The following is a 24,703-nucleotide window of genomic DNA, read 5'->3' as shown; positions in this document are numbered from 1 at the left end:
AAAAAAGATAAAGAATTTTCCTTATTCAAATATTATTTCACAAATTTAAAAATTCAATATCTTATTCTACAAAATAGAGTGTTTACTTTTGAAGTTTTTTATTTGTTAATTATGTTTATATTTAACTTTATGAGAATGATAGAAGGGCACTCTTTTTACAAGGTTTCTGAAGCACAAGAAGTCCTTAAAAGTAAGTTTAGTTATAAAATTACAAAGAGTCATTTAAGATATAAGTTAGAAGTGTTAGAATGTTATATTAGAGTAGGAAACATAATGTTAATTCCTGAAGATTTTTTAAGGTATCTAACTCTTAGTTTACTTTCGTTTAAAAATAATGAAAAATACAAATTTGAAATAAAAAGGGAAATTCGGGGAAAAATGCCCAAATTTAGAAAATTAATAATCAAAGAATGATTATTATATCTCTAAAGATAAATGATATGGAAACTATCCCTATAATTCAATACTTCAAAATAATGATTTTTCCCAATATCACTGAATATGACAAATGATTATAATTATTGAAAACAAACTTTTACTCTAAAGCTTAGAATAGGCTACTCTTAGAAAAATTTACAGGAAACCCTATTATACACATGCTAGATAAGAAGTTGTTACAGGGAAACCTGCTATATACATTCTCCACTTACAGTTTATCATTTAAACTATAAAATCCTACTTTAAAATTTAAACCCTACTCTAATTTTGTTCTCTTTTTGCTTTATTATTTATTCAATAGTATCTTATTTATATTCAAGTTTTACATATAAAACCTTATTAATCTTTTTGATATCATTTGGTAAATTTATAATTACTTCTTTACTTACCATACGCTCAAATTATAATAATTAGATAAAAAAATCTACTTTTTTTATGGATTAAAAACTCAAAAAGTATCTATCTTATACATTTTAGTTGACAAAAAATTCATTATATGTTGTAATGTGTTTTTTAAAGTATGTTTCAATTGAGGAGAGGTATAGTGAAAAAGAATTTCTATAAGAAGTACATAAGTAATCTTCTGTTACAAAAAAAATTAGGGTACGGTTTTTATGTGTAAGCCAGTTTTTAACAGGGTGATTCTCTAAAATGCAATGAAGGAGCATAACAATCCTTACAAGTTTATAGTCGAATAATCAAATTTGTAAATATAGTAAGGGCGACAACATTAGTCGCAACTTAATGTAATTCTTCAAGTCATGTCCTAATGATTCAATATTATGGATGTGGCTTTTTAATATTGTCTTCATATAAGAATCATTGAATAAAATAATTTTATTTGATTAATTTATCTTAAAATTGCCTTTTATGTCGTTTATTTTCTCTAATTTTTCTCAATTTTAAGAGACATGCTTAAGGATCTAATATTTATGTATACCACTGAAACTAAAACAGTAATATAAATACTATTAGATATAATGATTTTTGTGAAGAGGTTATACCTAATTTTACCTTAAAATTATATGCTAATTCTAGTGGATACTTAAAACGATCTCTTAGAATCAGGTGCTCTTCCTGTACCCCACAGAGTAATGGAATTACTCATCTATGATATTAAATCAACCTAAAAACCACTTTGTTGCATATTATTGATACTAAAGATTGGCCTTGTAAAGTCCATATAAACTTCTTAAATAACATTAATAACAAAGATTGGCATATTATTGTACTCAAAATACTAAAATTAAATTTTTTAATAAAGAAACTATTATCACTACTCATATCTTAGGCTTTCAACCTTATCTAGTAACTGATACTACAAAAAGTATTTCACCTTTCCCTAAATTAGTAATTAGAAATATCACCTGCATATAGAAAAACATTTTAATAAAAATTATTCCTTAATATATAGCATTTCAATTACTTACTTCTATCTTTCCAATAAAAATTAAGTAATTGCTTTTTATCAGCGATATGCTCCTTTAACACACTTTAATACAGAATAATTATCACATCTGCTCTATTGAAAAGTTTCTGTATGAATATCTTTATTACTGAAAGAAGATCATCACACAAAAACTAACTATTAATCCTATAGCAGTAAATTTATAAACCTTATTATTAATTAATAAATACAAAATTAAAGTTAACATTTCAAAGAACAAATACAAGGCTTGAAAAAAATTCCCAATAGATACATGCAGATTTAAAATAAGCTTCTTTATTTCACTAAAAAAATATGCTACACATACAGTTAAACAAGAATATACTATTATTGATGTCATAAAGAACCCTCCATTATTAATTAACTTTAGCTCAGCTTTCTATAAAAGCTAATTCGATTTTATTTGTAATAAATTTCATTACGTATCAACAAATAAGATTAAGTGACTAAAACTAAAAGTCTTCAAGAAAAGACATATTCTTATATTTACTATATTTACAAAACTGTATTTTTGCTCTAACATGTAAAACATACATAATTTATTTACTTGTAAAATAAGTTCTCTATTTTTGCTTATTTAAGGATCTTTATGTGAAGTTGATTAGATTTCCTAAAAGGAAAAGTTTAAAATATGACCTAGATATTCAAGCGTTTATATCTCAAGTTGATTACAATACTGATCAGTTGGATAGAGAATTTAGAGAATTTCAAAGGCAGTATGGAATAGATAAAGGGATTGATGATTGGATGGATCATATTAAAAAGGAACAAAAAAACAAAGTTCAAGAACTTGAATTAAGGTCTAAAATTTTAAGTACTCTCTTTAAAAAGAAACTTAATAGTTACGATGGGAAATAAGTAAAAAATACAATAATCTAAAATAACATTTTTACTTGAAAACATATATAACTTGCTCTTTTCAAATATCTAATTTTAAACATCTTAATGAAAGTTCGTTATCTAAGTTTATACAAAAACTACCTATAATCTATATCTAGGGTTAATATTTTTCTTATATAAATCTTGTTACTATTGATCTCTAGTAGAAATCTTAGAAATCTGGTTGCGGATATTATTAATTCACTCAACAAACATGTTCATTATTACTACCCTAAACATCAATTTCATTTGAATTATTACCTTAAGTATCTAGCATTACACATATATGTGAAATTTTAAAAGCACGAATAGACTGCAGCCTTATTTAAAATCTATATAAAACACAAAAACTTGCAATTCTTGACAATTATTAATAATAAAAAATGTTATTAATTCTGTAGTCCAATAACTAATGAGATATACTTGCTTACATAAAACGCAAAGTAAAAGGAGACAATATATGTCAAAGATATTAAAAATAACTTCAATTCTTATTTTACTAGCCTCCTGTAGTATGTTACCAACTCACTTAAAAACAAAAGTGGACAATTCTTCTAGTGATGCTAAAAATCAAATCGATCAGATTGTCAAAGAATCTGGATTTACTATTGACAGTTTAGCAAACAAAACAGGTAGCAAGGGAGTTGGTGATCCTAGGATAAAAGATGTCAAACTTAAAGTTATTGAAGTTGGTGAAACTTTCTTAAGTTCAATGAAAGACACTATTGATGAGTTAGGAGAAAAAGGCACTAATAAGCAATTTGCAGAAATATTTAATATAATTTTAGGTGTAGCAGATTCTATGCAAAAAATTGGTATACAACAAGCTACAGATACAGTTAAAATTGCTGCTGATGGAAAAATTGCTGATTCATATGAAACAATAACAAATGTTCATGACAAATTATTTGAAAAGTTGCAAAATGTTAAAGAAAAACAAAAAGCTGCTGAGGAAAAAAAAAAGATTAAACTAGCATCCAAAAAAGCTAAATAAAGTCGATTTAACTTATTAAACTAAATTTAATATATCTGCAGTTATTTGCACTTAAGCAAAGTACAAATAACTGCTATTAAAATTCAACCATACTATCATACATTTACACTTAAATAATCTGACTCAAATAAGAAAAGCTTAATTTTCAAAATCAAGTTCTTCAATCTTTCTCTACTAAATTAAAATAATAAAAATGTACATCTCAAACAATCTTACTATTCTGATGTAAAATATCTTCACTATCTGGCAACTTAGAAAATACAACGGTTTTAATAATTGTTCCAGAACTATTTATAATAAGAAATTTTCTAGCCTTAATGCATTCTAAATATGTTTTTAAAGAAATATCTTTGCCAACACTAAAAAAAGCTTGAATATATTTATCACCAATTCTTCTGTATCGTTCAAGTAAAAATGAAGCTACAATATTATTGCCAACTTTCAAAAATAACGGTTCTTTATATCTCAAATTTAACTTACCAGAGATAGTAAAATAATGTCTTAAAGACACCTTATTTTTACCAAAAATAAATTTAATATACTTAGAATCCTTACTCAACCCTTCGATATTTTCCAAATAAAGAGTCGAACAAGAAAACATAAAGAATATAAAAAATAAAAAAATAAAATATTGACTAGCAACTCTTTTCATCAATTAAACACATTAACTTAACACATAACTTATTAGAAGCCATTAAATGCTACAAATAGTTACAATAATTTAAATATTATTATGTACTTTAAAACAGTAATATAATTTTCTATAAAATATTACTCTCAAGAGCATATTTAAGAGTATCTCTGGTGCTCTTAAAATCAACATCAATAAACCTAGCATCATATTTAAGAGTTCCCTTAGTCCACACTTGATAAGAATTTCTGTTTAGCACAAAAGACAATTTTTTATAAGGATTTAAAGCTCTTAAAATAAGATTAGCATTATTCCTATCAACATTAACATACAAAAACTTAAAATTTCCAATACTAACTACTTTAGAAATATTAATATCTCCAATATAATTATCGTCTTGCACTAACTTCAAATACCCATTATTTAAATTCAAGCTAGAATCGAGAATAACATTTAAAAATACAGAATAATCATTAGTAGACTTATCCTTTTTGATGTAAATTTGGCTATCTGGATAAAAGTAAAGAAAATAATTAGCTCTTTCAATTTTGTCAAACTTTTTATCAAAAACTTCATTAACATCTAAAGTCCTACACGAAAAAAAACAAAACAAACAAAAAAAACTATACCGCATAACTAGATTATATTATAAAATGTAAAAAGGAGAATATTTATATTAAATGGAATCTAATAACTTCAGCTCATATATTAAAACCCCTTATATTTATTCTAACTATATAATTTCAAAATATTCTGTGTTACTCATCCCAGTTCCAATAATAAAGATTGCAATAGGCGAAGGACTTAAAGTATTTGAAATTGCATTTGAAGATAAATACAAAAACTTTTCTGCTTATATTAAACCAAATAAAAAAGCTATATACATAAATGAATCAATGCCTCTTATTACTAAAAGATTTGAAATAGCAAAGCAACTCGGCCATTACTTAATGCATAAACACAAAGTTTCAAATCCATCAAAAATAACAGATACACTTAATATTCAAGACAACAATATGACAACGGAAGCTAACATATTTGCAACAAACTTATTAATTCCAACTACTACCCTAAAGCTCAAAGTACCTCAATATAAATCAATACAATATCCACAAAGGGCAATGGCAAAAGAATTTCAAGTATCTGAAAATATAATACACTTCAAACTAAGCATGCTTAAAGATATCCACAAATTTGAAAAATCAATAAAGCAAAAAAAGATACTAAAAGTTACTCACAAAAACAAAGAAAAAAACACAGAACTTTTACTTCAAAATGTAGACAAACTAAAAGAATCAATAGCAATTGACTTAGAAAAAAGAGAAATCAGAAGAAAGGAAACCATAAAAAAAATATTTGAAGAGTTAGAGTAAATTACTCATCATTCGGAAAATCTTCTAACTATATTTTCCATTATTCGATTAGAAACAAGCAAAGCATTCTTATCCTGCATAATCATATCGAAAAAATCTTTTTTAAGCACAATCCAATTACTACCGTCAATACATGTTTTATAAGTAGGGAACCTTATTCTTAAAGGAAACTTTTCTTTAATATTATGTTTCTTTAAATACTTAAGCATTTCGGATTTGAAAGGAGAACCTTGCACTGAGCTATATGCCAAAACAACTTTATATAGTTTTTTATTATAAAAATAAAGCTCTTTAATGTAATCAATATTTTCCTTATAACTAGATTCAGAAATATAAACTGGGTCCTCATCTTCTCTTTCCAAAATTTCAAAATTATGTTCATGATAATTTTTTAATTTTTCATAAATTTTCATATCAAAATTTGAAATCTTAAGTTCAGGATACACCATCAAATTTCTTAAAGCTAACAAGTCTGGGTCATCTTCTTTCCTAGGTTCATCTAATAAAACGGTAGAACAACTTAAAAAAAACAAAAAAATGACAAATATATAAATAAAATTTGAAAGTACTCGCATAGAGAAACCCAATTATAACTTTTTAGAAGAGTAAAGTAAATAAAATATATCTGTTTTGATATAATGTAAAAAGATTGACTTAAAGGAATTCAAATGAGCAATTATACACTACACACAATCTTTATATACCTTGGATATATCATCATAGGAATTACATCTTTTACTATTTTTAACAAAAACTTAAGAGAAAAAATTAAGAGAAGACTTAAAAAGTTTAACTTTTTATATTACTTAACTCTATTTATGCTATTCATACTCAGTTCCAACCTGTCCTACTATTTCTCAGAAAAACAATTATTAGAAGATTTCAATGATTTTGAAAAAGATTTCTTTGAAATACACAAAATAAACGAAACATTCCTACAAACATATCTTTTAAGCTTTAAAGAACCAATAAAAATGGAATTAATGTCACAAGTGAAACCAATATATACAATATTTAACGCTACTTTTGAAAAATATTCAAAAAATATCAACAAACCATCAACTGATATTGCAACTAACTATAATAACTATATTAAAGCAATGAACACAGAAATTAAAAATAGAATTGCAATACTAGAGGAAGAAATTCTTCCAGTGTACAACAAATATAAATTGCCCTTTTTAAATAATAAAATATCAGACATAAGCGTTGATAAGGATGGAAACATCATTCCCGTAATCAAAGATTTAAGAGGACAAATAACAGATTTGCTATTTTATGACAAAAGCTACAATTTAATTCCATTTAAAAAACATCAAAAATATGAAGTTAAATTTGACCTCATTAAAGACAATAACGCTTACTTCAAAGAAATACTAAATATTTATTATATTGATTCAAATAACAGTCAAGTTCCTATTGATTACTACAAGAATAATATTGATACTATTCCTTACTACATAGATTTAAAAGAAAATAAAAATAATTTCTTAAAAAGCATCAAAATCAAAAATGAATATAAATCATACATTGAAGAAAAACGTAAGCTACAGGAACTCATAAAAAAAGACAATTTAAATGAATTTAAAGCCTTTTTAGAGCAAAATCAAAACAATTTTTCACTAAATACAATATTTTCTGATGGAAACCCTATGTTCACTTACGCTGTAAACTCAAAATCAAAAAATATAATAGATTATATGATGCTACAAGATTTCGACATTAATCTAGTAGACTCAGAATCTAAAAATGTTCTTCATAATGCTATAAGTAATGAATATGACACAGATTTCATCAAATCTCTCATAGAAAAAGGAGTAAATCCAAACATAAGAGATTCTTATAAAAAGTTACCTCTGGATTACGCCCCTAAGGACAGTACACTATATCAATACTTAGAAACTATTACAAATAAATAGCATTCAATTTTGTAGCTAATAAGGTAAAAATTTCTAAGTATTTTTAATTAATATCATTAATGATATCTTTATAAAAGTTATCATTAATGATATACTTAAAACACCAATAATTAAACGTTTTAAATATCAATTTTATATTGATTAAACCATTTGATATAAAATGAGTTTAATTTAAGAGTGATCAAAGGAGAATTTATTATGGTTACTACTTCAAATAAGTTTGCTGTTTTGCAAAAAATTGGTAAAGCTTTCATGCTTCCTATTGCCATTATGCCAGCTGCTGGTCTTTTGCTAGGAATTGGAGGGGCTTTTACCAATGAAACAATGATTCAAGCCTATGGGCTTGCAAATACTCTGGGGCAGGGTACCATTCTAAATATTATTTTATCGGTAATGAGAGACACTGGTGGAGTGGTATTTGAAAACTTACCCTTAATATTCTCATTAGGAATTGCAATTGGGCTTGCTAATGTAGAAAAAGGTGCTGCGGGGCTTGCCGGTGGTATTGGCTTTTTAGTTATGCACAAATCTATAAGCAGTACACTTGCTATACAAGGAATAACTGCAGCAACAGTTAACCCTGAATATTTAATCAAAACAGGATTAACAGAGGCGCAAGCTGTTGCAAAATCATTTGAATATACACATGTACTTGGAATGCATACTCTTCAAATAGGAGTACTTGGGGGTATGGTTTCCGGATTTATTGCTGCATATCTTCACAATAAATACTATGATATTAAACTACCTCAATTCTTAGCATTCTTTGGAGGAACAAGATTTGTTCCAATAATTACAACTGCAATAATGCTAATTGTTGGTATAATACTCATATTTATTTGGCCTCCTGTCCAAAGCGTAATTGCTATGCTTGGTGTGATTGTAGAAAAGTCTGGATATTTCGGGTCATTCCTATTTGGAGCAATTGAGAGAGCACTAGTTCCAACTGGTCTTCACCACATATTTTATATGCCATTCTGGCAAACACCTCTTGGTGGAACAATGGAAATTAACGGAGAACTAGTTTCAGGAGCACAAAAAATATTTTTCGCACAACTTGCAGATCCTAACTTTTCAGGCCACTTTGAAGTCACAAAGGGAACAAGATTTTGGGTTGGTAAATGGCCAGGACATGCATTTGGACTACCTGGAGCAGCTCTTGCTATGTGGTGGGTTGCAAAACCTGAACGAAAAAAAGAAATGGCAGCCTTTCTTGGTTCTGTAGCATTTACATCTTTCTTAACAGGAATTACAGAACCTATTGAATTTACATTCCTATTCGCAGCTCCTATTTTATTCTTTGGATTTAATGTTTTCATGTATGGAATGGGATTTGTATTTATGCATCTTCTAAATGTCGGAGTCGGAGTTACTTTTGCAGATGGATTTATTGACTACTTCCTTTACGGCATACTTCAAGGAAATGAAAGAACAAGTTGGGTAAACATAATTTATGTTGGAATACCTTACTTCTTCATATACTTCTTTGTCTTTAAATGGGCCATAGTCAAATTCGACTTTAAAACCCCAGGAAGAGAAGATGACGGAGTTACTGCTACAAAAACAAGCTCAAAAGAAATACTTGAAAACTTAAGAGAAATCGCAACAAAAACTATCGAAGGACTTGGAGGAAGTGATAACATTAAATATCACAGTGCATGTATTACAAAATTCAGAGTTGAAGTATATGATATGAATCTTGTTAAAGATAATGCTTTCTTTAAAGAACTTGGTGCTAAAGGAGTTGTTAGACAAAAAGAAGGTGTACAAATTATATTTGGTGTTGTATCAGACAATGTTAATACAGAAGTAGAAAAAATTATTAAAGGATTATAATCCTATAAGCAGTGTCATTTTCTTTCGAATTGGCATTGCTTTATCAATCTTGTAAATTTTTGTTTTCAAATTTATTTACAAGATTGATAAATATTGTTACTATTAACTAGTCTATATAATTAACATTATTAATTATATTAAATTTTAATTAATAACAATAACTGATAAGAGGGGGAAACTTTATGTCAACATCATCAGGATCTATTTTCACAACAATACAAAAAGTTGGAAAAGCTTTTATGTTGCCAATAGCTCTTCTACCAGCAGCTGGAATTTTGCTAGGAATTGGTGGTGCTTTTACCAATGACACAATGATTCAAGCTTATGGCCTTGAAGGAATACTTGGACAAGGAACTGTAACAAGTTCTATCTTACATTTAATGAAATATACGGGAGAGGTAATATTTGCTAATTTGCCTTTAATGTTTGCAGCCGCAATCCCAATTGGACTTGCAAAGGTTGAGAAAGGAACAGCTGCTCTTGCTGGAGTTGTAGGTTTCTTAGTTATGCATCAAACCATAAATGGAGTTTTATTTATTCAAGGAATTACTCCTTCAACTGCTAATGTAGAAGCACTTAAAGCTCTTGGAATGCCTGAAGTAGACGCAATTGCAAAAAGTCAAGAATATACAAATGTACTTGGTATTTTTTCTCTTCAAATGAGCGTAATGGGAGGAATGGTAGCAGGATTTATTGCAGTATTCTTACATAACAGATTCTATAATATCCAATTACCTAGATTCTTAGCATTCTTTGGGGGATCAAGATTTGTTCCAATTATAACCACAATGGTAATGTTTGTGGCAGGAACAATTCTAACATTCACTTGGCCATTCATTCAAGGAGTTATGTCTTCATTCGGAGGAGTTGTAGAAAAATCTGGACTTTTTGGTTCATTTGCATATGGTGCAATAAAAAGATCATTAATTCCATTTGGACTTCACCACATATTTTATATGCCATTCTGGCAAACATCTGTTGGTGGAACATTAGAAATTAACGGAGAACTAGTTTCAGGAGCGCAAAATATCTTCTTTAGACAACTTGCAGATCCTAATACTACTCATTTCGAAGTTGCAAGAGGAACAAGATTTTTCAGTGGTGAATTCATAGTAATGATTTTTGGATTACCTGGAGCTGCTCTTGCTATGTATCATACAGCAAGAACTGAGAACAAGAAAACTGTAGCTTCTCTGTTACTATCCGCTAGCTTTACATCAATGTTAACAGGTATTACAGAACCTATTGAATTTTCATTTCTCTTTGCTGCTCCTGCTCTTTACTACTTTGTATACGTTCCTTTATTTGGACTGTCTCACTTATTAGCTCACCTTTTCAATATTGGGGTTGGTCTAACATTCTCTGGAGGATTTATTGATATGTTCCTCTTTGGAATACTTCAAGGAAATAGCAAAACAACTTGGATTATGATTCCTGTTATTGGAGTATTTTACTTTATAGGATTCTACTTCATCTTTAAATTTGTAATATTAAAATTCAATCTAAAAACACCTGGAAGAGAAGATGAAGATGAAGATGCTATAGCTGATGCAAAAACAAGTTCCCAAAAAACAGGAATAGCAGAAACCGCTAGAAAAGTATTAGAAGGACTTGGGGGAAAGAGCAACATTACATATATTGACGCATGCGCATCAAGACTAAGAGTAAATGTTAATAAGATAGAATTAGTAAAGTCTGACGCCTATTTTAAAGCTCTTGGAGCAAGTGGAATGTTGAAAAAAGGTAATGCTATTCAAATTATATTTGGAGGATTATCTGACAATATAAGAATTGAAATAGACAGAATGACATAAAAGTAAAATAAATTATTAAAAGGAGAGCCTTTCAAAAGCTCTTCTTTTTAGTTTTTAAAAGAAGGGTAAGAGTATGTATAAATATCAATACTTTTTTTCTGGAAAAGTACAAGGTGTAGGTTTTAGATTTTTTGCAGAACAAAATGCAATTAAAATGAAAATCAAAGGATTTGTTAAAAACCTAGATGATGGAAGAGTAGAAGTAGTAGCCTTTTTTGACAATAAAAACCAAATGGAGTCATTTGAAAATACTTTAAAGAAAGGCAATGGTTATTCAAAAATTGAAAAAATTGAGAAAAAAATTTTAGATGAAAAGTATCCATTCACTTTTAAAGATTTCAGGACTTACTACTAATCTTTCTACCCTTAACCGTTACTTTTGCTTTACCAACTTTCGCTTTATTGTTTTCTTCATCTGCTATACTCAGACAACCTGCGCCCGATTTAAAAAAATGTTCAACTCTAAACTTCAAAAACTCTAAAGACTTTCTATCCTTGCAAAAAATATTGAGATTCCCATCGGAAAATTTAATATCAAGTCCATAATTGGTTTCTGTCTTTAAAAAATTACAAGAGATAAATTCACCATTTAATTTGGTTCTACTAAAAAGAAGAAAATATTTTCTACCTCTCCTGGAATCCTTAAAATAAACCTTTAGCCACTTCTGCATTGGTTCAATTGTCACTAAACTATCATAAAGATAGGAAACATAAACCATCCTATTATCATTAGCATTTAAAGCTTTCTTAAAGAAATAAAGAAATCCTGTCTTCATATCCATTAATAAATATATTACAAATAAAGCTCTTTTAAAAAGCTTTAACTTAATTAAATTAGTCCAACTCAAAAGCTTAACTAATATTAATAATATTTCTATATAGAATATCCAAATATAGCAGCCAAATACTCACTAAGTTTTGCATAGTTATAATTATAACCATACTTTTGCTTAAACACTTTACGAATTCTAACGTTAAGTCCTCTAAGCATTTCCAATTCCTCTAAATTATCCTTTATCATTATGTCTTTAATCACATGTAAAGTTTTAACATAATTATCTTCCCTAATATGACCCTTTTCTATAAGCAAATTTATTTTTTGCATAGTAACAAGAGAATATGTAGTCTTACGTCTAACATATGTGTATATACGCCTTTTAATTAGTCTTAATAAACTAATATCAGCACTATCATCTAAATTTTCTAATACATAACGATTATAATGAAAAGCTGTTATGATATCATCCTGTTCATGTCCTAAAACGGTAGTTATCCATAAATTTAACTCCATATTCTTTGGAGCAAATGCAAGATAAGAAAATCTAGAATAAAGTCTTCTGCAAAAATAAACAGACTCTTCCGGCTCAAATATATCCTCAAAAATCTTACGAAACATTCTATTATAACTATAGGCAAGATTGGAAGATATCATTTCTTTTGAAAGTTTTTCTGTTCTCTCCATGTATCTTATCTCTTCTATGGAATCAATAATTAAACGAGAATCAGCAAAAGTAGGAAAGACAATCTCATGAATTAAATTACTTTCCTTTTTCTTGGCAATATTCTTCATTAAAATATGTTCACCGTCTTCTACATAAAATTTAGATATCTTCATTATTTCAACCGGACGCCTTCCTGTTGCCATTAATACACCATAAAACTTTAACCTAATATCTCTTTTTTGGGTTAACAAGATATTTATTATTTCAATATAAGTGTTTAAGCTTATCTTAACAGGTATTTGTTCTTTTCTATAGCTATTAATTTTTGAAATTCTATAATGATGTGAATAATTATTTAACCATTCAGGACTTTTAAACAAGACTAGAAAATCTTCAAAATAGACCTTCCTACCAAGAATATTATGAGAGATCATTAACTCTTCTATCCTACACAAATCTTTTATATCCATATTAGAAAGATCCTTAACCTCTCTAGGTGTCCAAAAAAATAAAAGCTTATTTTTCTTTCTTACCTCCTCAATAACAGAAAGATTAATATATTCTTTTATTATCTTTCTAGTTTTAGAAAGATTTAATATTATAGAAAGGTTAGTAAACTTATCTTTTCTTACAAGAATATTTTTATGTTCTTCAGCAAGCACTTTTAGATTTTGATGTAAATTAGAATACGAAATTTCATTCTTTAAGTACTTAACATATATTTCTTCTAAATTTTTTCTAAAGATATCAAGAATTGTTTTTATATTAACTTTCAAAGCCATACTAAACAAATTATACAAGAATAAATAAGAAGAAATATCAATTTTAACTATTATCCTTTCCCAATTCGAACCAAAAATAGGAAAAAAGATACCAAATTAATATATTTAACAAAAACCTTAATAGTTCAAATAACATCTACTTTACTAATAACATAAATTTCAAATAAAATTTAACATGACGACTTTCAAGAAGTCTATCAAATCCTTTACTCTTGCATAAATCTCTCAATAGCCTTAAAAACATAATAATATAGAACAATATACGCCTCTTTTAAAGCAGAATATTCGGTTCCTCCCACAAAATACATAAGTTCACTTGTGTTTGAATTAATATCACTAACATAATTCTTAGCCTCAAATTCACGATTAATTTCCCTTATCTGTTTTAAACTAAAAGTATGAGTAGACACTAATTTACTATCTCCTACACCAAAAGTATCTATAGTGTAGTCCTCTCTTTGAAGAATTTCTTCAACTTTAAATTCAAATGAATCAGAATTAATATTCAAAAAGCTCAATTTAAACCCAAAGTCAAAAATAAAGCCAAATTTATAATCTAATAAACTTGCTATTTTTGAGCACAATTTGATTTGCATAATAACCCGGCCTTCCAATTTGTCTAATATAAAATAATACGAATAACCGTTAACATCTTTAATAGAGTCAAAATAATTTTTAACATGAACACGGGTTCTAAACTTATTATCACTCAAGCGTTCATAACCTGAAATTTCTAAGCCTATTGCATCCTCTAAAGGCAGTATAAATTTTGATACTCCATCAAAATTACATGAACAAAATATAAAAATACAAATCAAATATAAAAAAATTTTATGATCTTCTTTCAAAAATTCCTCAATACAAAAATTTCCTCTTGCAAAAAAGAACACCCAGCTTAAAACACAGAAAACAATTTAGAATCTCTACAACATCATAACAAAATAATATAAAATATATTTAAGGAATGTAAATATGAAGTACTATAAGTGTGGTCTAATCTTTTTTTTAATGATAGGATGTAATTCCATTCCAAATGAAAATTTCAACTTCCATAATACAAACTATATATCAGGAAATGTAAATTATCAAGAAGATTCAGTTATAAGTAGAAACTATGACGATAAACTATCTATTGTAGGCGCTTATAATCCGCTAACAGAAGAAGAAAAATTTAAAATGGTAATACACATACAAAAGAAAGGTTTAAACTTAAATCCCAACACCAAAGACATTTTAATAAACAAAAGAAAATTCGATTATCAAAAATATAATGCAACAATAACTACAGAATCAATGTTTAACAAAAGCAAGTTTATAATTCATCCAATCAATTCAAGAGAACTGTTAACTAAAATACATGATACAAGTCAAGGTCATTACATTGATATAAATTTCAAGGATAATTTTAAACTAGAACACACAATTAAAATAGAAAAAGAATATATTTCAGAATTTCTAAAAGATTTTGACAAAGAAAAGGAAATCTCAAAAAGTTTTTTCGAAAAAAGAATAGAACAAAGAAAAAAAGAAATTGAACAAACAAAACTTAAAGAAGAATATGACGAATTTAACAAATACTATGTCTATAGTATGGAAATTCCTCATTTCTTTGAAAAACCAACTAGTTCAGAGGAAGATTATAAAATATTTATAATCTCAAACTATTATCCAAATGAAGACCTAAATATCTTATTTTTAAATATAACCTTATACTCTAAACAATGGTATCTATTGCATTCTATATACGATAACCATAACAAAAATCTAAAAATACAAAATTCAGAAAGAACTGAAACAGAAAATAATGAAATAAAAGAAACAATAAACATTATTTTAACTCCACAAGACATACTTCATATGTCAAGAGACATTGATAATAATTACATACTTAAACTTAAAGCTTATGGAGAAAAAAAAGACTTTGTATTTGAAATATATAAACCACTTCTCTTAAGTTTCTTAAAGGAAATTAACAATTCAATTAGAGCACTTCAAAAAGTATAAATACATTTTAAAAGGTGTTCTATAATTCAAAACCTTCTATAACTAAAGACTTTACTTTTTACTAGCATTTAACTAGAATGTTAGTAATATTTTAAAGACAAAAATCAAACGATGGGAGTTTAAAATGAGGCAAGAAAAGATCAGCAAAATGCCATTTAATAAAGTAGTTGATAGAAGATTAAAGGTATTTTGGGTAATTCAAAAATTACGATGCAACTATTTCCAAAATAATAGAAAGTATTCCTTAAAAAATGTGGTCATGATGGTAAATTCAATCTTAGAAAAAAAAGGATTCAAAAAAGTAACAAAAAGAACCATACAAAATGATATTAAAAATTTTGAGAAAATTGGACTACTCAAAACAGATTTTAATCCACTTGGAAAAAATAATGGCAGTTTTACTCATTACATAATCAATAAAACTCTTGAAAAGATAGCTAATAAAGCAATAAGCAAAGCTTACTTTATCGAAAAGAAAAACAAAAAAGTACAAGCAAGAAATAAAGCTACCAAAAGAGATAAACTAGAAGAAAAAAACCAAAAATTCAAAATTTCACATCAAATATTTTCACATCTTTTAAGTGAAAAAGAAGTTATAAATAATAAAAATAAGAATTCTAAGATGAAAACAATAGAAGACAAAGGAGAAGCATTAGAGAAAACCATTTTATACAAATATAAAGAAGTGCAGGAAAAAGATTTAAATGAAATGAAGGAAATTGTAAAAACAAAAGTAAGTTATAAAAACACACTATGGAACCTCAAAGATTTTATGGAAGAGTTAATAGAATATGAAGAAAGGGCTGTATTAAGTTTTTTCAAAAATACGCTCAAAAAAAAGAAAAATAAAATATGGTTTATGTCAAAAAGGAATACAAATACTGATTTTGACATGATAATCGGAGAGTTTAAAGACAAGAATAAGACAAAAAAACAAGAAATTTACAAAAATACAGTTCAAGTACAGAGTCCAAAAATGAACTACATAGATAATCCAAATGATATAAGAAGGGCAAGTGAATTGGTAACAAATATTATGAACTTAAGAGCTTTTAACTAGAGAAAAATGATGAAAACGGAAAGAGCAATACACGAACTAAAAGCAAAATTAATGGCAAGAAAGGTAGAATTGGAAAGACAAAATAAAAAATTCTTTAAAAAAATAGAAGAAAGAGAATGTAAAACGATGTATCACACAAAGATTTACAGCATGCTAAACAATTTTGAAGCAAGACCAAATAAAGGAAAATTCTGGCTATGTTTCAGAAGTGTTTTTGACCCTAATCAATATGAAAGCTTACATTTGTTTCATGTAAAAGAAGGAGATAGATTCATGGGAATTTATTATGGATTTACAAAGTTACCAAAACCGTTTATTATAAACTACGAGGAAAATGGAGAAAGAAAGACTAATAGAATAACCAAAGGATTTTATATTGAGTTCAGATTTAAAAAAGGAAGTGTTTTTTGTTATTTAAGAAGTCTATATACATTATTAAAAATAAAAAGTAAGGGAAAAAATTTTTACAATTCATTGTTAAGCAGAACTTTAAATTTGGAAAAAGAAGTTTATCAGTTCTATGGAAAAGAGTATAGTAAAGACAAGGGAATATTAAAATGGATAGAAAAAAACCAAAGATAATAACTGTAGCTTCAATTAAGGGCGGTGTTGGTAAAAGTACAACAGCTTTATTTTTTAGCAATATCCTCTCAAGTAAAAAGTATAAAATCTTACTAATTGATCTGGATCCACAAGCAAGCAGTACAAGTTTTTATATTAATCTTATAAAAAGCAAAAATATAGATATAAAAAAAACAAATATATACAGGGTGTTAAAGAAAGAGCTAGACATTGAAAACGCAATTATAAATATAAGTGAAAACATTGATTTCATAGCAAGTCATTTGACACTAAGTCAATTTAACGAAGAAAGTATATCTTTAAAAGAAAGTCTACTTAAAATATTTTTAAGCTATGTACAGATTAGATATAATTTTATTATTATGGATACAGCACCTACTCTGGGAAGTTTGCTTAATAATAGCTTAATAATTACTGATTACCTTATTATACCCTTACCAACCGATCAGTGGGCAATTGAAAGCTTAGATTTAATGACTAATAGATTGAGAGATATATTTAGAAGTGAATTACCAACATTTTATTTAATAACTAATTTAATAGAACGGCAAAATATAGACAAAGAATTAAAGGAATTTATTGAAAATGAATATAAGGAAAATTTCTTAGGAAGTGTACCTAAGAGAGATAACTTAAGAAAAACTATCTTTTACAGAGATAACTTTAACCCAAATGAAGATTATTATAAAGCTTATGAGGAAATATTGGAAAAATTTTTGAGCAAAATAAATAAATAGTTCTAAGTGGCACTACTTGTTCCAAACGGAACTACTCTAAATGAGGTATACAATGAGTAAGATTAGAAAAATAGAGATAGTTAGAAGAGGTGATTTAGAAACTTGTGAAATAAAGAAAAAAAACAAAACACGAGAAACAAGATATTTAGAATTGAAGGAAAAGCTTAAGGTTTTAATTAAAGAAGAATCTTACAATAAAATAGAGACAGCTAGAATATTAAAGGAAATTAATGAAAGCAAGTACTATGCTATTGACGGATACAAAAGTTTTACAGGGTTTATAAGGGATTATAAAATAGCTAAGACTTCTGTATATAGGTATATTAAGCTAGTAGTGGGTATTGATAGTGGTAAAATAGATTATGATTTAATTTTAAATAGAGGAGTGGATTATGCCATTAAGGTGCTTGAAAACGGCAATATTGTTAGTAGAAGCAATGTCAACTCTTTAAAGCCTTTAAGGTTTCAATTGGATGATGAAGAGTGCTTTCTTTTTTATAAATCTAATATAAAATTTGCTAGTTTTTTGCTTAAGGAAATCTATAAGAATGAGAAGGAATTTTTTTATAAAATGCAAAACAAATATAATACTTTAAAGAAGGATAATTCAGTTTAATCGCATAAAAACTATAAAAAAGACTTTACAAAAAAATAAAATAGTTTATAATTATTCTATAGACTGAGATTTAAAGTCTCACTCTTATTGTTTGATTAGAATAATATGTTGGCTACCCTACGGTAGCCTTTGTCATTTTATGCAATTTATAGGATTTTCTTTTAACAGATCTGTCACTTGTAAAGTGTCTTGTTCTCATTTGATTTTTATGCAACTTTAACTTTTGCCTTAATATTTTTTATGTTTTATATATACTCATGATAATATCAATCTATACTAGATATCAATTTATATTGAGTATTATTTTAATCTGTATACAGTATGAATCTAAACTTAATACTAACTAAATATAAATTTAGAATGTATTTTTGTTTATAACATTTATAATTTAGTTTTTATATTATTTTTGTGGAGGATGTGATAAATATAATTCAAATTTTTACTTATAGGCTAGTAAAAGACCTATGATTAGTAATCAAGTTTATTTTACTACTAACTTTAAGTCTTTTACTTTTTTTGAGCGTATTTTTTTTCAGTTGCATCAAGCATAGATAAAAAATCTATCAGTTTAGATTTGTTAATTTCTACTTCTTCTAAACCAATTTGAATTTTAATATGTTCTTTGTTGTAAAGGTGTTCTTCTTCTTTTAGCATTTTCTCTAAAATAATCTTGTTGAGACTAAAGGAAGAATAGTTAATCCAGCTTCCAATAAAAGCATTATTGTTATATTCATATCTTGTTTTGCCTTCTATTTTAGTTCCATCTGCTAACTTTAGTGGAGTTTGCTTTACTATACTGTGATTTCTGAACTTAGCGTATAAGAATATTTTAGTTATCTTGTTTTTATAGTCAAAAACACCTTTTAGTTCACAGTTTTTGTTTAAATGTTGATATACTCTTAATTTGCTATTAAATTCATCGTGTTCTAGCTTTAAGGAGGAACACGATGCAAATAAAAGTACTAAAAATACCTTTGTTAATTTTGAATTTTTAAAAGAAAATGACACATTCCCTCCTTTTAGTATCATGTTTAATACATAGTATATTGTTTACAAGTTTTTGTAAATGGATTTTAAATAATATTTTTGAAAAATTAAGATAGTAATTTATCATTAGAATTTAATTAAATATTAGTCCTTGTAAGTATAGTTGATTTTATTTGATAATAATATTTACCACAATTATGATTATTTTTATTGTTTATGCAATGAGTATAAATGTAAAGATTCTATGCTAAAGTGGGTATATAAATTTAGATATGGTTCTAGGTTTTTGATAGTTGAAGGTAAGAATCTAAAAGTACTCATGTATTTCAGATATTTATAAAAGGGTGATAGTCTTAATTTTGATTGCTTCGAAGGTTTATATATTTTAATTAAAGTATTTTCTTAATAATATTTTGTGCATATTTGAATATATGTTAAATTGGTAGTTTTTTAGTAGAGATATAAATCTTTTTAAAGTATATAATTCAATGTTTGTGTGTATTACCATAAGAATATATTTATTATTTTTGTCTTCTGAGTTTATGTTAACATTGCGCAAATAATTTGTTTAGAGTTATTATTATTTATATAATTTATAGGAAGAAATACAACATGTGAATAATAATCTTATTCTTTACTAATGAATTTTGTTTTGTAGGTGTTAAGTTCTATTGATCTTTTATTTGAAAATTTGAGTTGTTTGCAGCAGATCTCAGGTTTTGAGTATATTTAACTTTAGTATTAGTTTAATTATATTTGGAGAAACTAATCTTTGAAATATTTGCATATATAACCGAATTTATTAAGAAATTAAAGGAGATTAGAATTTATAAAAATAAAGTAACTTTGAGAGAAGAGTTTTTTTCTTTAGATATCCATTTATGTAATCATATATTAAACTTCAAATAATTAACGGATTGTTTAAAGACTCTTGAAAGCAAATTTCATCATAGGAGGTTATTATTAAGAGGTACGATCTCTCTCAGTATGAATTTCTTTATACTTTTTACTTAAGAGAATGTTTCTTTGGAATGATGGGATTCTAATTGATTTAGATATAATTAAATCTTTAATAAAAAATAGAAGAATACTTTAATGGAATGATAAATGTATTAGTAATAAATTTATTAAGCAATCTGATTTTGAAGGGGAGATTGCCAAAAGACAATTCCTATTAAAAATAGCGTAGAAAATTTATATGGGAAAGTGATTTTTCGATAATATTAATTTGTACATGTGTGGAGTAATTGTCTATTTAAAAAAGTAAATGGGATGTATAATTTCTAAATCTTGCAGAGAGATTTTTATTATCTGAGATAATTTCAGTTGAGTATTTGGATTTTAAATTGTTTTATAGTTGTAGTATACTAATTCTTGATAAAAATATTTGTCAATTTTATTATTAAAAGACAACAATATTTTATTTAATAATTTTGTTGTTAAATTCTTGAAAATTGAAATTTTTGGGCTAATAATGATAGTTAAAAGGAGGCACAAATAATGAAGAAGAATACATTAAGTGCAATATTAATGACTTTATTTTTATTTATAGCTTGTAATAATTCAGGTTCAGAGGATAGTCAAAATTCAGAGGGTAGTCAAACTGGAGGAGCATCTGGACAAACAAAAAAACAGGAAAAGGCTATTGACTTAGCGGCAGTAAGTAAAAAAATAGAAGAGATCAGTGCTTTTATGGCTAGTGTTAAGAAAGTTGATGGCTTAGTTGGTTCAATAGGTGAGCTTGCAAAAGCTATTGGGCAAAAGATTACGGGAAATGGTATTGGAGCTGATGTTGGTAAGAATAGCTCATTACTTGCAGGAGTGCATCAAGTAGTGTTAGATGTCGGAGCAAGAGTATTAGAGTTAGAAAAAGTAGGTAGCAAGTTTGGTGAAGCAATTAAAGGGAAAATTGCTACTGTAAAAGAGAAAAATGTTGCATTTTTGAATAAATTGCGGGGCGAAAATGTTGCGCTTGGGGTAGCAGCAGGAGCAGCTCTTGATGACGATGCAAAGAAAGCCATACTGGTATCTCATAATGACAAAACCAAGGGAGCTGACGAACTTGAGAAACTAAACAATGCAGTGGAGGATTTAGTAAAGTCTACTGAAGAAGTATTAGGGGCTTCAATTAAAGAACTTACATCACCTAGTAAGGTTAAATAAGTTTAAATTTTATTATGGAGATTATCTTTAATCAAGTAAGTAATTAGTATAAAATAAAGTCAATAAATAAGGCTAAGGCATAGTTCTTTGGCCTTATCGCTATTTTTATTTTTTTGTTTTTATGTAGAGTAGGGAATTAGGTTGTGTTATTTTAATGGTTGTAGTAATTTTTTTCTAAATTTGAGATATAATATTTTCTTATTCTTTAATACTTAAAATCTACAAGTAAGGTTTATATTTTATGTATTTTGCATTTTTTAAGTTTAAAGTGATGTAGCATTATGGATAAATTTAATGAATAATTATTTATAAAATTGAGTATATACTGAGTGGAATAGGCTATATGTTTATATGATAGAAATCATTGAATTGAGTTTAATAAGTGTAAATATTATTAGTAATAATTATTCTAATAAATAAAAAGTAAGAGTCTTTTATTATTTTTATTCTATACTATTAAATAGTTAAAATAGAGAGATGATATCACTGTTGTTTCTTTATGTTTTTTGTTACTTTTCTTTGATATTTTTCAATTTGATAATCAATTTATTATGAAGATTATATCTATCTTTTTGTATGAATCAGTAACTTTTCCTATCAGTAGCATTGTATTTGTTTTTATATTCTATGATATATCAATGTTTCTATAGAATTCGTTCTATTTAGAATTGAATCAAATGTTTATGAGAGTTGTTTTCTAGTATTTTTACTTCTACTTTTGCAATGAACTCTTTATTGAACTTAAGAATGTTTCATCTATTTTAATGGCTTATGCTTAGATTCTAGTGAGAGAGGAGAGTAAAAGAGATACCAGAGGAGAATCTATTAGTAAATGAGTCTTTATCGGGAAGATTAATATCATAATTGGTGGCAATAGCAGCGTAGGATTTAAGTTGAGGCGTAAGAGAGTAGTAGAGTATGCTTCTTATTTGAAAGGGAATCATCCACTCGTAAGCAAAAGAGAATAGATTGCTTAAAGCAAAAATAGCATGTTGTTGGGGAGTATCATATTCTTTGGTAAAGATAACCCCAAACCCCCCAACACTAAAGAAGCGATTGTTACTAGAGAAATTTTCTATGTGAATAGTGTTAACGGAGGTAAAGTTTTTGGAATAGAGTTTGTATTGAATGCCCAAGCCACTCTCAGCTTCTTGAGTTATAGCATAAGCTTTAATTTCGTCAATCTTGTTTTGAGTTTGAAAGAAAAGTTTAGTAACAAGACCAATGTCTTTGTTTCTAAGATCAACCCCAAAACTTATTTTAGCAAAAAAATCAGCAAAGTAAGAAAAATCAAGATAGTTCTCAAGTAAAAGTAGTCCTCCATAGGAGTAGAGAAAAGCAGAGGAGATGAACCCCCTGTAATTATATGGCTCATAGGCTACAGGAGCGGGTCTAGTTTGCCTTACAAGAAGATGCAGAGTATTTTGTGTTAAAGCACCACCCCAGTTGCCATAAAGTAAGTTTTTAAAGCCAATGCCAAAATCAATATGACCAAAGTAGGATGAATCTTTTATTAAGGTAAAGGGGAAGAAGTATAAAGCCCCCAGTTCAATAATATCAGTCCTAGTTTGAACCGCAATAGGGTCATCTTTATAACCTCTGTAGGTAAAAGAGTGAGTTTCTATGTTAAGAGTAAAGTTGTACTTAGATTCAAAAGTAAAGACGATAGAACCACTACGAAGGTCATCAAAGAAATCACTAAAAGAAAAGCCATAGCTATCATTTAAAAGCTCAATATTGTATTTATCAACCCCGTCATTCCTGTGTTGAAATAAATGATTGTAAGAATAAGAGTTAGGGACAACTACTAGAAGAGAGAGAATAGCCGTCATAAGTTTTATGAGATGCATTTATTAAAATTTTACACCATTTATAAACACAAATAAGAACTTTCGCTCTTTTAAGAAGCTTATTTATTTCTAATAAGCTTCATCTTAACAATCAAAATAGCCTTTGTAAAGGAGTCTTTTCTTTAGAATGAATTGTGTTTAAGAGGAGGAGAGTTAGAAAAATGATTTTTGTGTAGAAAGGATAGAAGATAAAAGCTCTTTTCTATGTTTATAAGTAGATTTAAAATTAATGCCTTTCTCTTTAAGCTTAACCTTAAGGAATGCATTAAGATTATGTAGTGTATTTTTATGAGTAGCAAGATTGTTGGCGGAGAAGAAATCCTCTATAAGAAGAGCAATAGTGTGCTTAACAAGAGAATTACTAGCTTTATAAAAAGCAAGATTAGCTTTATTAATCCTTAGGGGAGTAAATGAATTAATATGTAGTATTATCTTAGCAAAACTTTCTATAACAGGTTTTCTAACCAATTGAATGTTGTTGACAGAGGCATTCTTTTGAGCTAGTGAAGTGCTTTGAGAGAGAATTAGAGAGTATATTTTCTCTAAAGTCTTTGTAGTAATATTAGAACGAAGTACTTTTTTAAGAATTCTATTAAGTTCCCATGCATTATAGTGAGGGTAAGGATTTTTAAGATAAAGTGCCCTAATAGAATGAACAACCAGTTTAGGATCAATTAAAGTATGTCTTATAAATTCTTTACTATTAGTTATCTTGTAAATGATAGTATTATTACTTTTTTGTTTAAGTATAATCTTATCATTCAGATGAGCAAGAGGAATACCAGTTGACATTATAATACCAAGTAGATTATGTTTAATATTGCCAGACTGAATTAAAGCAGTAGCTAATAGAATGAATTCACTAGAATTGACGCTAATAATATCAGTAGAATGCTTTTTAGTAATATTCTTTCGTTTCTTTGTAAAGAGATGTAAAAAATTAAACATTTATATACAATTATATACACTAACATGAGTAAAACAAGAGTAGGGACGCTTTTGCTTTTTTGAGGGGGCGCTTTGTGCAAGATTATATTTTTATGAGTTGCCAAGTGCTTTTTTATAGGAACCTTTTTGTATCTTTAGGGACGCGGATGTATTTATATAAGGAGCATTGAATAAAAGAAATATACTATTAGCAAATTAATA

At 27.2% G+C, this 24,703-nt stretch carries 23 protein-coding genes; 14 read left to right on the top strand and 9 right to left on the bottom strand.

Annotated elements, in window-relative coordinates:
• Positions 1-135: 135 nt before the first annotated feature.
• The 3 genes from DB313_RS05905 (at position 136) to DB313_RS05890 (ending at position 3,758) form a co-directional block, all read left to right on the top strand.
• On the top strand, positions 136-414 hold the full coding sequence (locus DB313_RS05905) for a hypothetical protein (RefSeq protein ID WP_238614548.1): 279 nt from the start codon (positions 136-138) through the stop codon (positions 412-414).
• 2,062 nt (positions 415-2,476) lie between these two features.
• Positions 2,477-2,743 (top strand): hypothetical protein, encoded by a 267-nt coding sequence (locus DB313_RS05895; RefSeq protein WP_120104951.1) that lies wholly within the window; start codon positions 2,477-2,479, stop codon positions 2,741-2,743.
• A gap of 481 nt (positions 2,744-3,224) precedes the next feature.
• Positions 3,225-3,758, top strand: a complete 534-nt coding sequence (locus DB313_RS05890) for a DbpA/DbpB family decorin-binding adhesin (protein ID WP_161555038.1) — start codon at positions 3,225-3,227, stop codon at positions 3,756-3,758.
• A 202-nt stretch (positions 3,759-3,960) separates the two neighbouring features.
• Here DB313_RS05890 and DB313_RS05885 read toward each other — a convergent pair whose 3' ends face one another.
• Positions 3,961-4,410 carry a hypothetical protein gene (locus DB313_RS05885; protein WP_120104949.1) on the bottom strand — a complete coding sequence of 150 codons (450 nt, stop codon included), beginning with the start codon at positions 4,408-4,410 and terminating at the stop codon, positions 3,961-3,963.
• A 109-nt stretch (positions 4,411-4,519) separates the two neighbouring features.
• The gene (locus DB313_RS05880; RefSeq protein ID WP_238614547.1) at positions 4,520-5,002 is read right to left on the bottom strand and encodes a hypothetical protein; all 483 of its coding nucleotides are present in this window, start codon (positions 5,000-5,002) and stop codon (positions 4,520-4,522) included.
• A 67-nt stretch (positions 5,003-5,069) separates the two neighbouring features.
• Here DB313_RS05880 and DB313_RS05875 point away from each other — a divergent pair, with 67 nt between their 5' ends.
• Positions 5,070-5,762: an ImmA/IrrE family metallo-endopeptidase gene (locus DB313_RS05875; protein ID WP_120104947.1), complete on the top strand. Its 693-nt coding sequence runs from the start codon at positions 5,070-5,072 to the stop codon at positions 5,760-5,762.
• Positions 5,763-5,770: 8 nt separating this feature from the next.
• On the opposite strand, the gene DB313_RS05870 is transcribed toward DB313_RS05875, so the two are convergent.
• Positions 5,771-6,337, bottom strand: coding sequence for a hypothetical protein (locus DB313_RS05870; RefSeq protein ID WP_120104946.1), 567 nt, complete (start codon positions 6,335-6,337; stop codon positions 5,771-5,773).
• Between the two features lie 93 nt (positions 6,338-6,430).
• Here DB313_RS05870 and DB313_RS05865 point away from each other — a divergent pair, with 93 nt between their 5' ends.
• From DB313_RS05865 to DB313_RS05850, 4 genes are all read left to right on the top strand, one after another.
• Positions 6,431-7,681 carry an ankyrin repeat domain-containing protein gene (locus DB313_RS05865; RefSeq protein ID WP_120104945.1) on the top strand — a complete coding sequence of 417 codons (1,251 nt, stop codon included), beginning with the start codon at positions 6,431-6,433 and terminating at the stop codon, positions 7,679-7,681.
• Between the two features lie 198 nt (positions 7,682-7,879).
• The gene (locus DB313_RS05860; protein WP_120104944.1) at positions 7,880-9,517 is read left to right on the top strand and encodes a PTS transporter subunit EIIC; all 1,638 of its coding nucleotides are present in this window, start codon (positions 7,880-7,882) and stop codon (positions 9,515-9,517) included.
• 182 nt (positions 9,518-9,699) lie between these two features.
• Positions 9,700-11,331, top strand: coding sequence for a PTS transporter subunit EIIC (locus DB313_RS05855; RefSeq protein ID WP_120104943.1), 1,632 nt, complete (start codon positions 9,700-9,702; stop codon positions 11,329-11,331).
• 73 nt (positions 11,332-11,404) lie between these two features.
• The gene (locus tag DB313_RS05850) at positions 11,405-11,686 is read left to right on the top strand and encodes an acylphosphatase (protein ID WP_120104942.1); all 282 of its coding nucleotides are present in this window, start codon (positions 11,405-11,407) and stop codon (positions 11,684-11,686) included.
• Here the strand turns inward: DB313_RS05850 and DB313_RS05845 are convergent.
• The 3 genes from DB313_RS05845 to DB313_RS05835 all read right to left on the bottom strand — a co-directional run bounded on the left by DB313_RS05845 (position 11,670) and on the right by DB313_RS05835 (position 14,403).
• The gene (locus DB313_RS05845) at positions 11,670-12,179 is read right to left on the bottom strand and encodes a hypothetical protein (protein WP_238614546.1); all 510 of its coding nucleotides are present in this window, start codon (positions 12,177-12,179) and stop codon (positions 11,670-11,672) included. The genes DB313_RS05850 and DB313_RS05845 overlap by 17 nt on opposite strands.
• 26 nt (positions 12,180-12,205) lie before the next feature.
• Complete coding sequence (locus DB313_RS05840) at positions 12,206-13,555, bottom strand: protelomerase family protein (protein WP_120104965.1); 1,350 nt, start codon at positions 13,553-13,555, stop codon at positions 12,206-12,208.
• Positions 13,556-13,761: 206 nt separating this feature from the next.
• Positions 13,762-14,403: a hypothetical protein gene (locus DB313_RS05835; protein WP_238614545.1), complete on the bottom strand. Its 642-nt coding sequence runs from the start codon at positions 14,401-14,403 to the stop codon at positions 13,762-13,764.
• 124 nt (positions 14,404-14,527) lie between these two features.
• Between DB313_RS05835 and DB313_RS05830 the strand changes: the two genes are divergently transcribed.
• From DB313_RS05830 to DB313_RS05810, 5 genes are all read left to right on the top strand, one after another.
• The gene (locus DB313_RS05830; RefSeq protein WP_120104941.1) at positions 14,528-15,559 is read left to right on the top strand and encodes a hypothetical protein; all 1,032 of its coding nucleotides are present in this window, start codon (positions 14,528-14,530) and stop codon (positions 15,557-15,559) included.
• 124 nt (positions 15,560-15,683) lie between these two features.
• A complete protein-coding gene (locus DB313_RS05825; RefSeq protein WP_120104940.1) occupies positions 15,684-16,619 on the top strand; it encodes a plasmid maintenance protein in 936 nt (311 codons plus the stop codon).
• Between the two features lie 6 nt (positions 16,620-16,625).
• Positions 16,626-17,201, top strand: coding sequence for a DUF226 domain-containing protein (locus DB313_RS05820; RefSeq protein WP_238614544.1), 576 nt, complete (start codon positions 16,626-16,628; stop codon positions 17,199-17,201).
• Positions 17,177-17,938, top strand: coding sequence for a ParA family protein (locus DB313_RS05815; RefSeq protein WP_120104938.1), 762 nt, complete (start codon positions 17,177-17,179; stop codon positions 17,936-17,938). The genes DB313_RS05820 and DB313_RS05815 overlap by 25 nt, the downstream gene beginning before the upstream one ends.
• Before the next feature lie 52 nt (positions 17,939-17,990).
• Positions 17,991-18,554 carry a chromosome replication/partitioning protein gene (locus tag DB313_RS05810; RefSeq protein WP_120104937.1) on the top strand — a complete coding sequence of 188 codons (564 nt, stop codon included), beginning with the start codon at positions 17,991-17,993 and terminating at the stop codon, positions 18,552-18,554.
• Positions 18,555-19,061: 507 nt separating this feature from the next.
• Here DB313_RS05810 and DB313_RS05805 read toward each other — a convergent pair.
• On the bottom strand, positions 19,062-19,562 hold the full coding sequence (locus DB313_RS05805) for an oligopeptide permease-like protein (RefSeq protein WP_120104936.1): 501 nt from the start codon (positions 19,560-19,562) through the stop codon (positions 19,062-19,064).
• Positions 19,563-21,041: 1,479 nt separating this feature from the next.
• Between DB313_RS05805 and DB313_RS05800 the strand changes: the two genes are divergently transcribed.
• Entirely contained in the window at positions 21,042-21,704 is a 663-nt protein-coding gene (locus DB313_RS05800; protein ID WP_120104935.1) for a Vsp/OspC family lipoprotein, read from the top strand.
• A 782-nt stretch (positions 21,705-22,486) separates the two neighbouring features.
• Here the strand turns inward: DB313_RS05800 and DB313_RS05795 are convergent.
• Positions 22,487-23,554: a hypothetical protein gene (locus tag DB313_RS05795; RefSeq protein ID WP_120104934.1), complete on the bottom strand. Its 1,068-nt coding sequence runs from the start codon at positions 23,552-23,554 to the stop codon at positions 22,487-22,489.
• Between the two features lie 153 nt (positions 23,555-23,707).
• Entirely contained in the window at positions 23,708-24,502 is a 795-nt protein-coding gene (locus DB313_RS05790) for a hypothetical protein (protein WP_120104933.1), read from the bottom strand.
• Positions 24,503-24,703: the final 201 nt, after the last annotated feature.

Source organism: Borrelia turcica IST7 (assembly GCF_003606285.1).
In the GTDB taxonomy this organism is placed as follows: domain Bacteria; phylum Spirochaetota; class Spirochaetia; order Borreliales; family Borreliaceae; genus Borrelia; species Borrelia turcica.
The sequence above is the reverse complement of the archived record's forward strand: the minus strand, read 5'-3'. Positions and strand labels throughout refer to the sequence as shown.

Excerpts from the sequence above, each read along its gene's own strand:
- DB313_RS05840 (WP_120104965.1), bottom strand. The coding sequence starts at position 13,555 with ATGGCTTTGAAAGTTAATATAAAAACAATTCTTGATATCTTTAGAAAA.
- DB313_RS05860 (WP_120104944.1), top strand. The coding sequence starts at position 7,880 with ATGGTTACTACTTCAAATAAGTTTGCTGTTTTGCAAAAAATTGGTAAA.
- DB313_RS05870 (WP_120104946.1), bottom strand. The coding sequence starts at position 6,337 with ATGCGAGTACTTTCAAATTTTATTTATATATTTGTCATTTTTTTGTTT.
- DB313_RS05875 (WP_120104947.1), top strand. The coding sequence starts at position 5,070 with ATGGAATCTAATAACTTCAGCTCATATATTAAAACCCCTTATATTTAT.
- DB313_RS05795 (WP_120104934.1), bottom strand. The coding sequence starts at position 23,554 with ATGCATCTCATAAAACTTATGACGGCTATTCTCTCTCTTCTAGTAGTT.
- DB313_RS05890 (WP_161555038.1), top strand. The coding sequence starts at position 3,225 with ATGTCAAAGATATTAAAAATAACTTCAATTCTTATTTTACTAGCCTCC.
- DB313_RS05790 (WP_120104933.1), bottom strand. The coding sequence starts at position 24,502 with ATGTTTAATTTTTTACATCTCTTTACAAAGAAACGAAAGAATATTACT.
- DB313_RS05905 (WP_238614548.1), top strand. The coding sequence starts at position 136 with ATGATAGAAGGGCACTCTTTTTACAAGGTTTCTGAAGCACAAGAAGTC.
- DB313_RS05820 (WP_238614544.1), top strand. The coding sequence starts at position 16,626 with ATGATGAAAACGGAAAGAGCAATACACGAACTAAAAGCAAAATTAATG.
- DB313_RS05825 (WP_120104940.1), top strand. The coding sequence starts at position 15,684 with ATGAGGCAAGAAAAGATCAGCAAAATGCCATTTAATAAAGTAGTTGAT.
- DB313_RS05800 (WP_120104935.1), top strand. The coding sequence starts at position 21,042 with ATGAAGAAGAATACATTAAGTGCAATATTAATGACTTTATTTTTATTT.
- DB313_RS05865 (WP_120104945.1), top strand. The coding sequence starts at position 6,431 with ATGAGCAATTATACACTACACACAATCTTTATATACCTTGGATATATC.
- DB313_RS05855 (WP_120104943.1), top strand. The coding sequence starts at position 9,700 with ATGTCAACATCATCAGGATCTATTTTCACAACAATACAAAAAGTTGGA.
- DB313_RS05830 (WP_120104941.1), top strand. The coding sequence starts at position 14,528 with ATGAAGTACTATAAGTGTGGTCTAATCTTTTTTTTAATGATAGGATGT.
- DB313_RS05815 (WP_120104938.1), top strand. The coding sequence starts at position 17,177 with ATGGATAGAAAAAAACCAAAGATAATAACTGTAGCTTCAATTAAGGGC.
- DB313_RS05850 (WP_120104942.1), top strand. The coding sequence starts at position 11,405 with ATGTATAAATATCAATACTTTTTTTCTGGAAAAGTACAAGGTGTAGGT.
- DB313_RS05885 (WP_120104949.1), bottom strand. The coding sequence starts at position 4,410 with ATGAAAAGAGTTGCTAGTCAATATTTTATTTTTTTATTTTTTATATTC.
- DB313_RS05810 (WP_120104937.1), top strand. The coding sequence starts at position 17,991 with ATGAGTAAGATTAGAAAAATAGAGATAGTTAGAAGAGGTGATTTAGAA.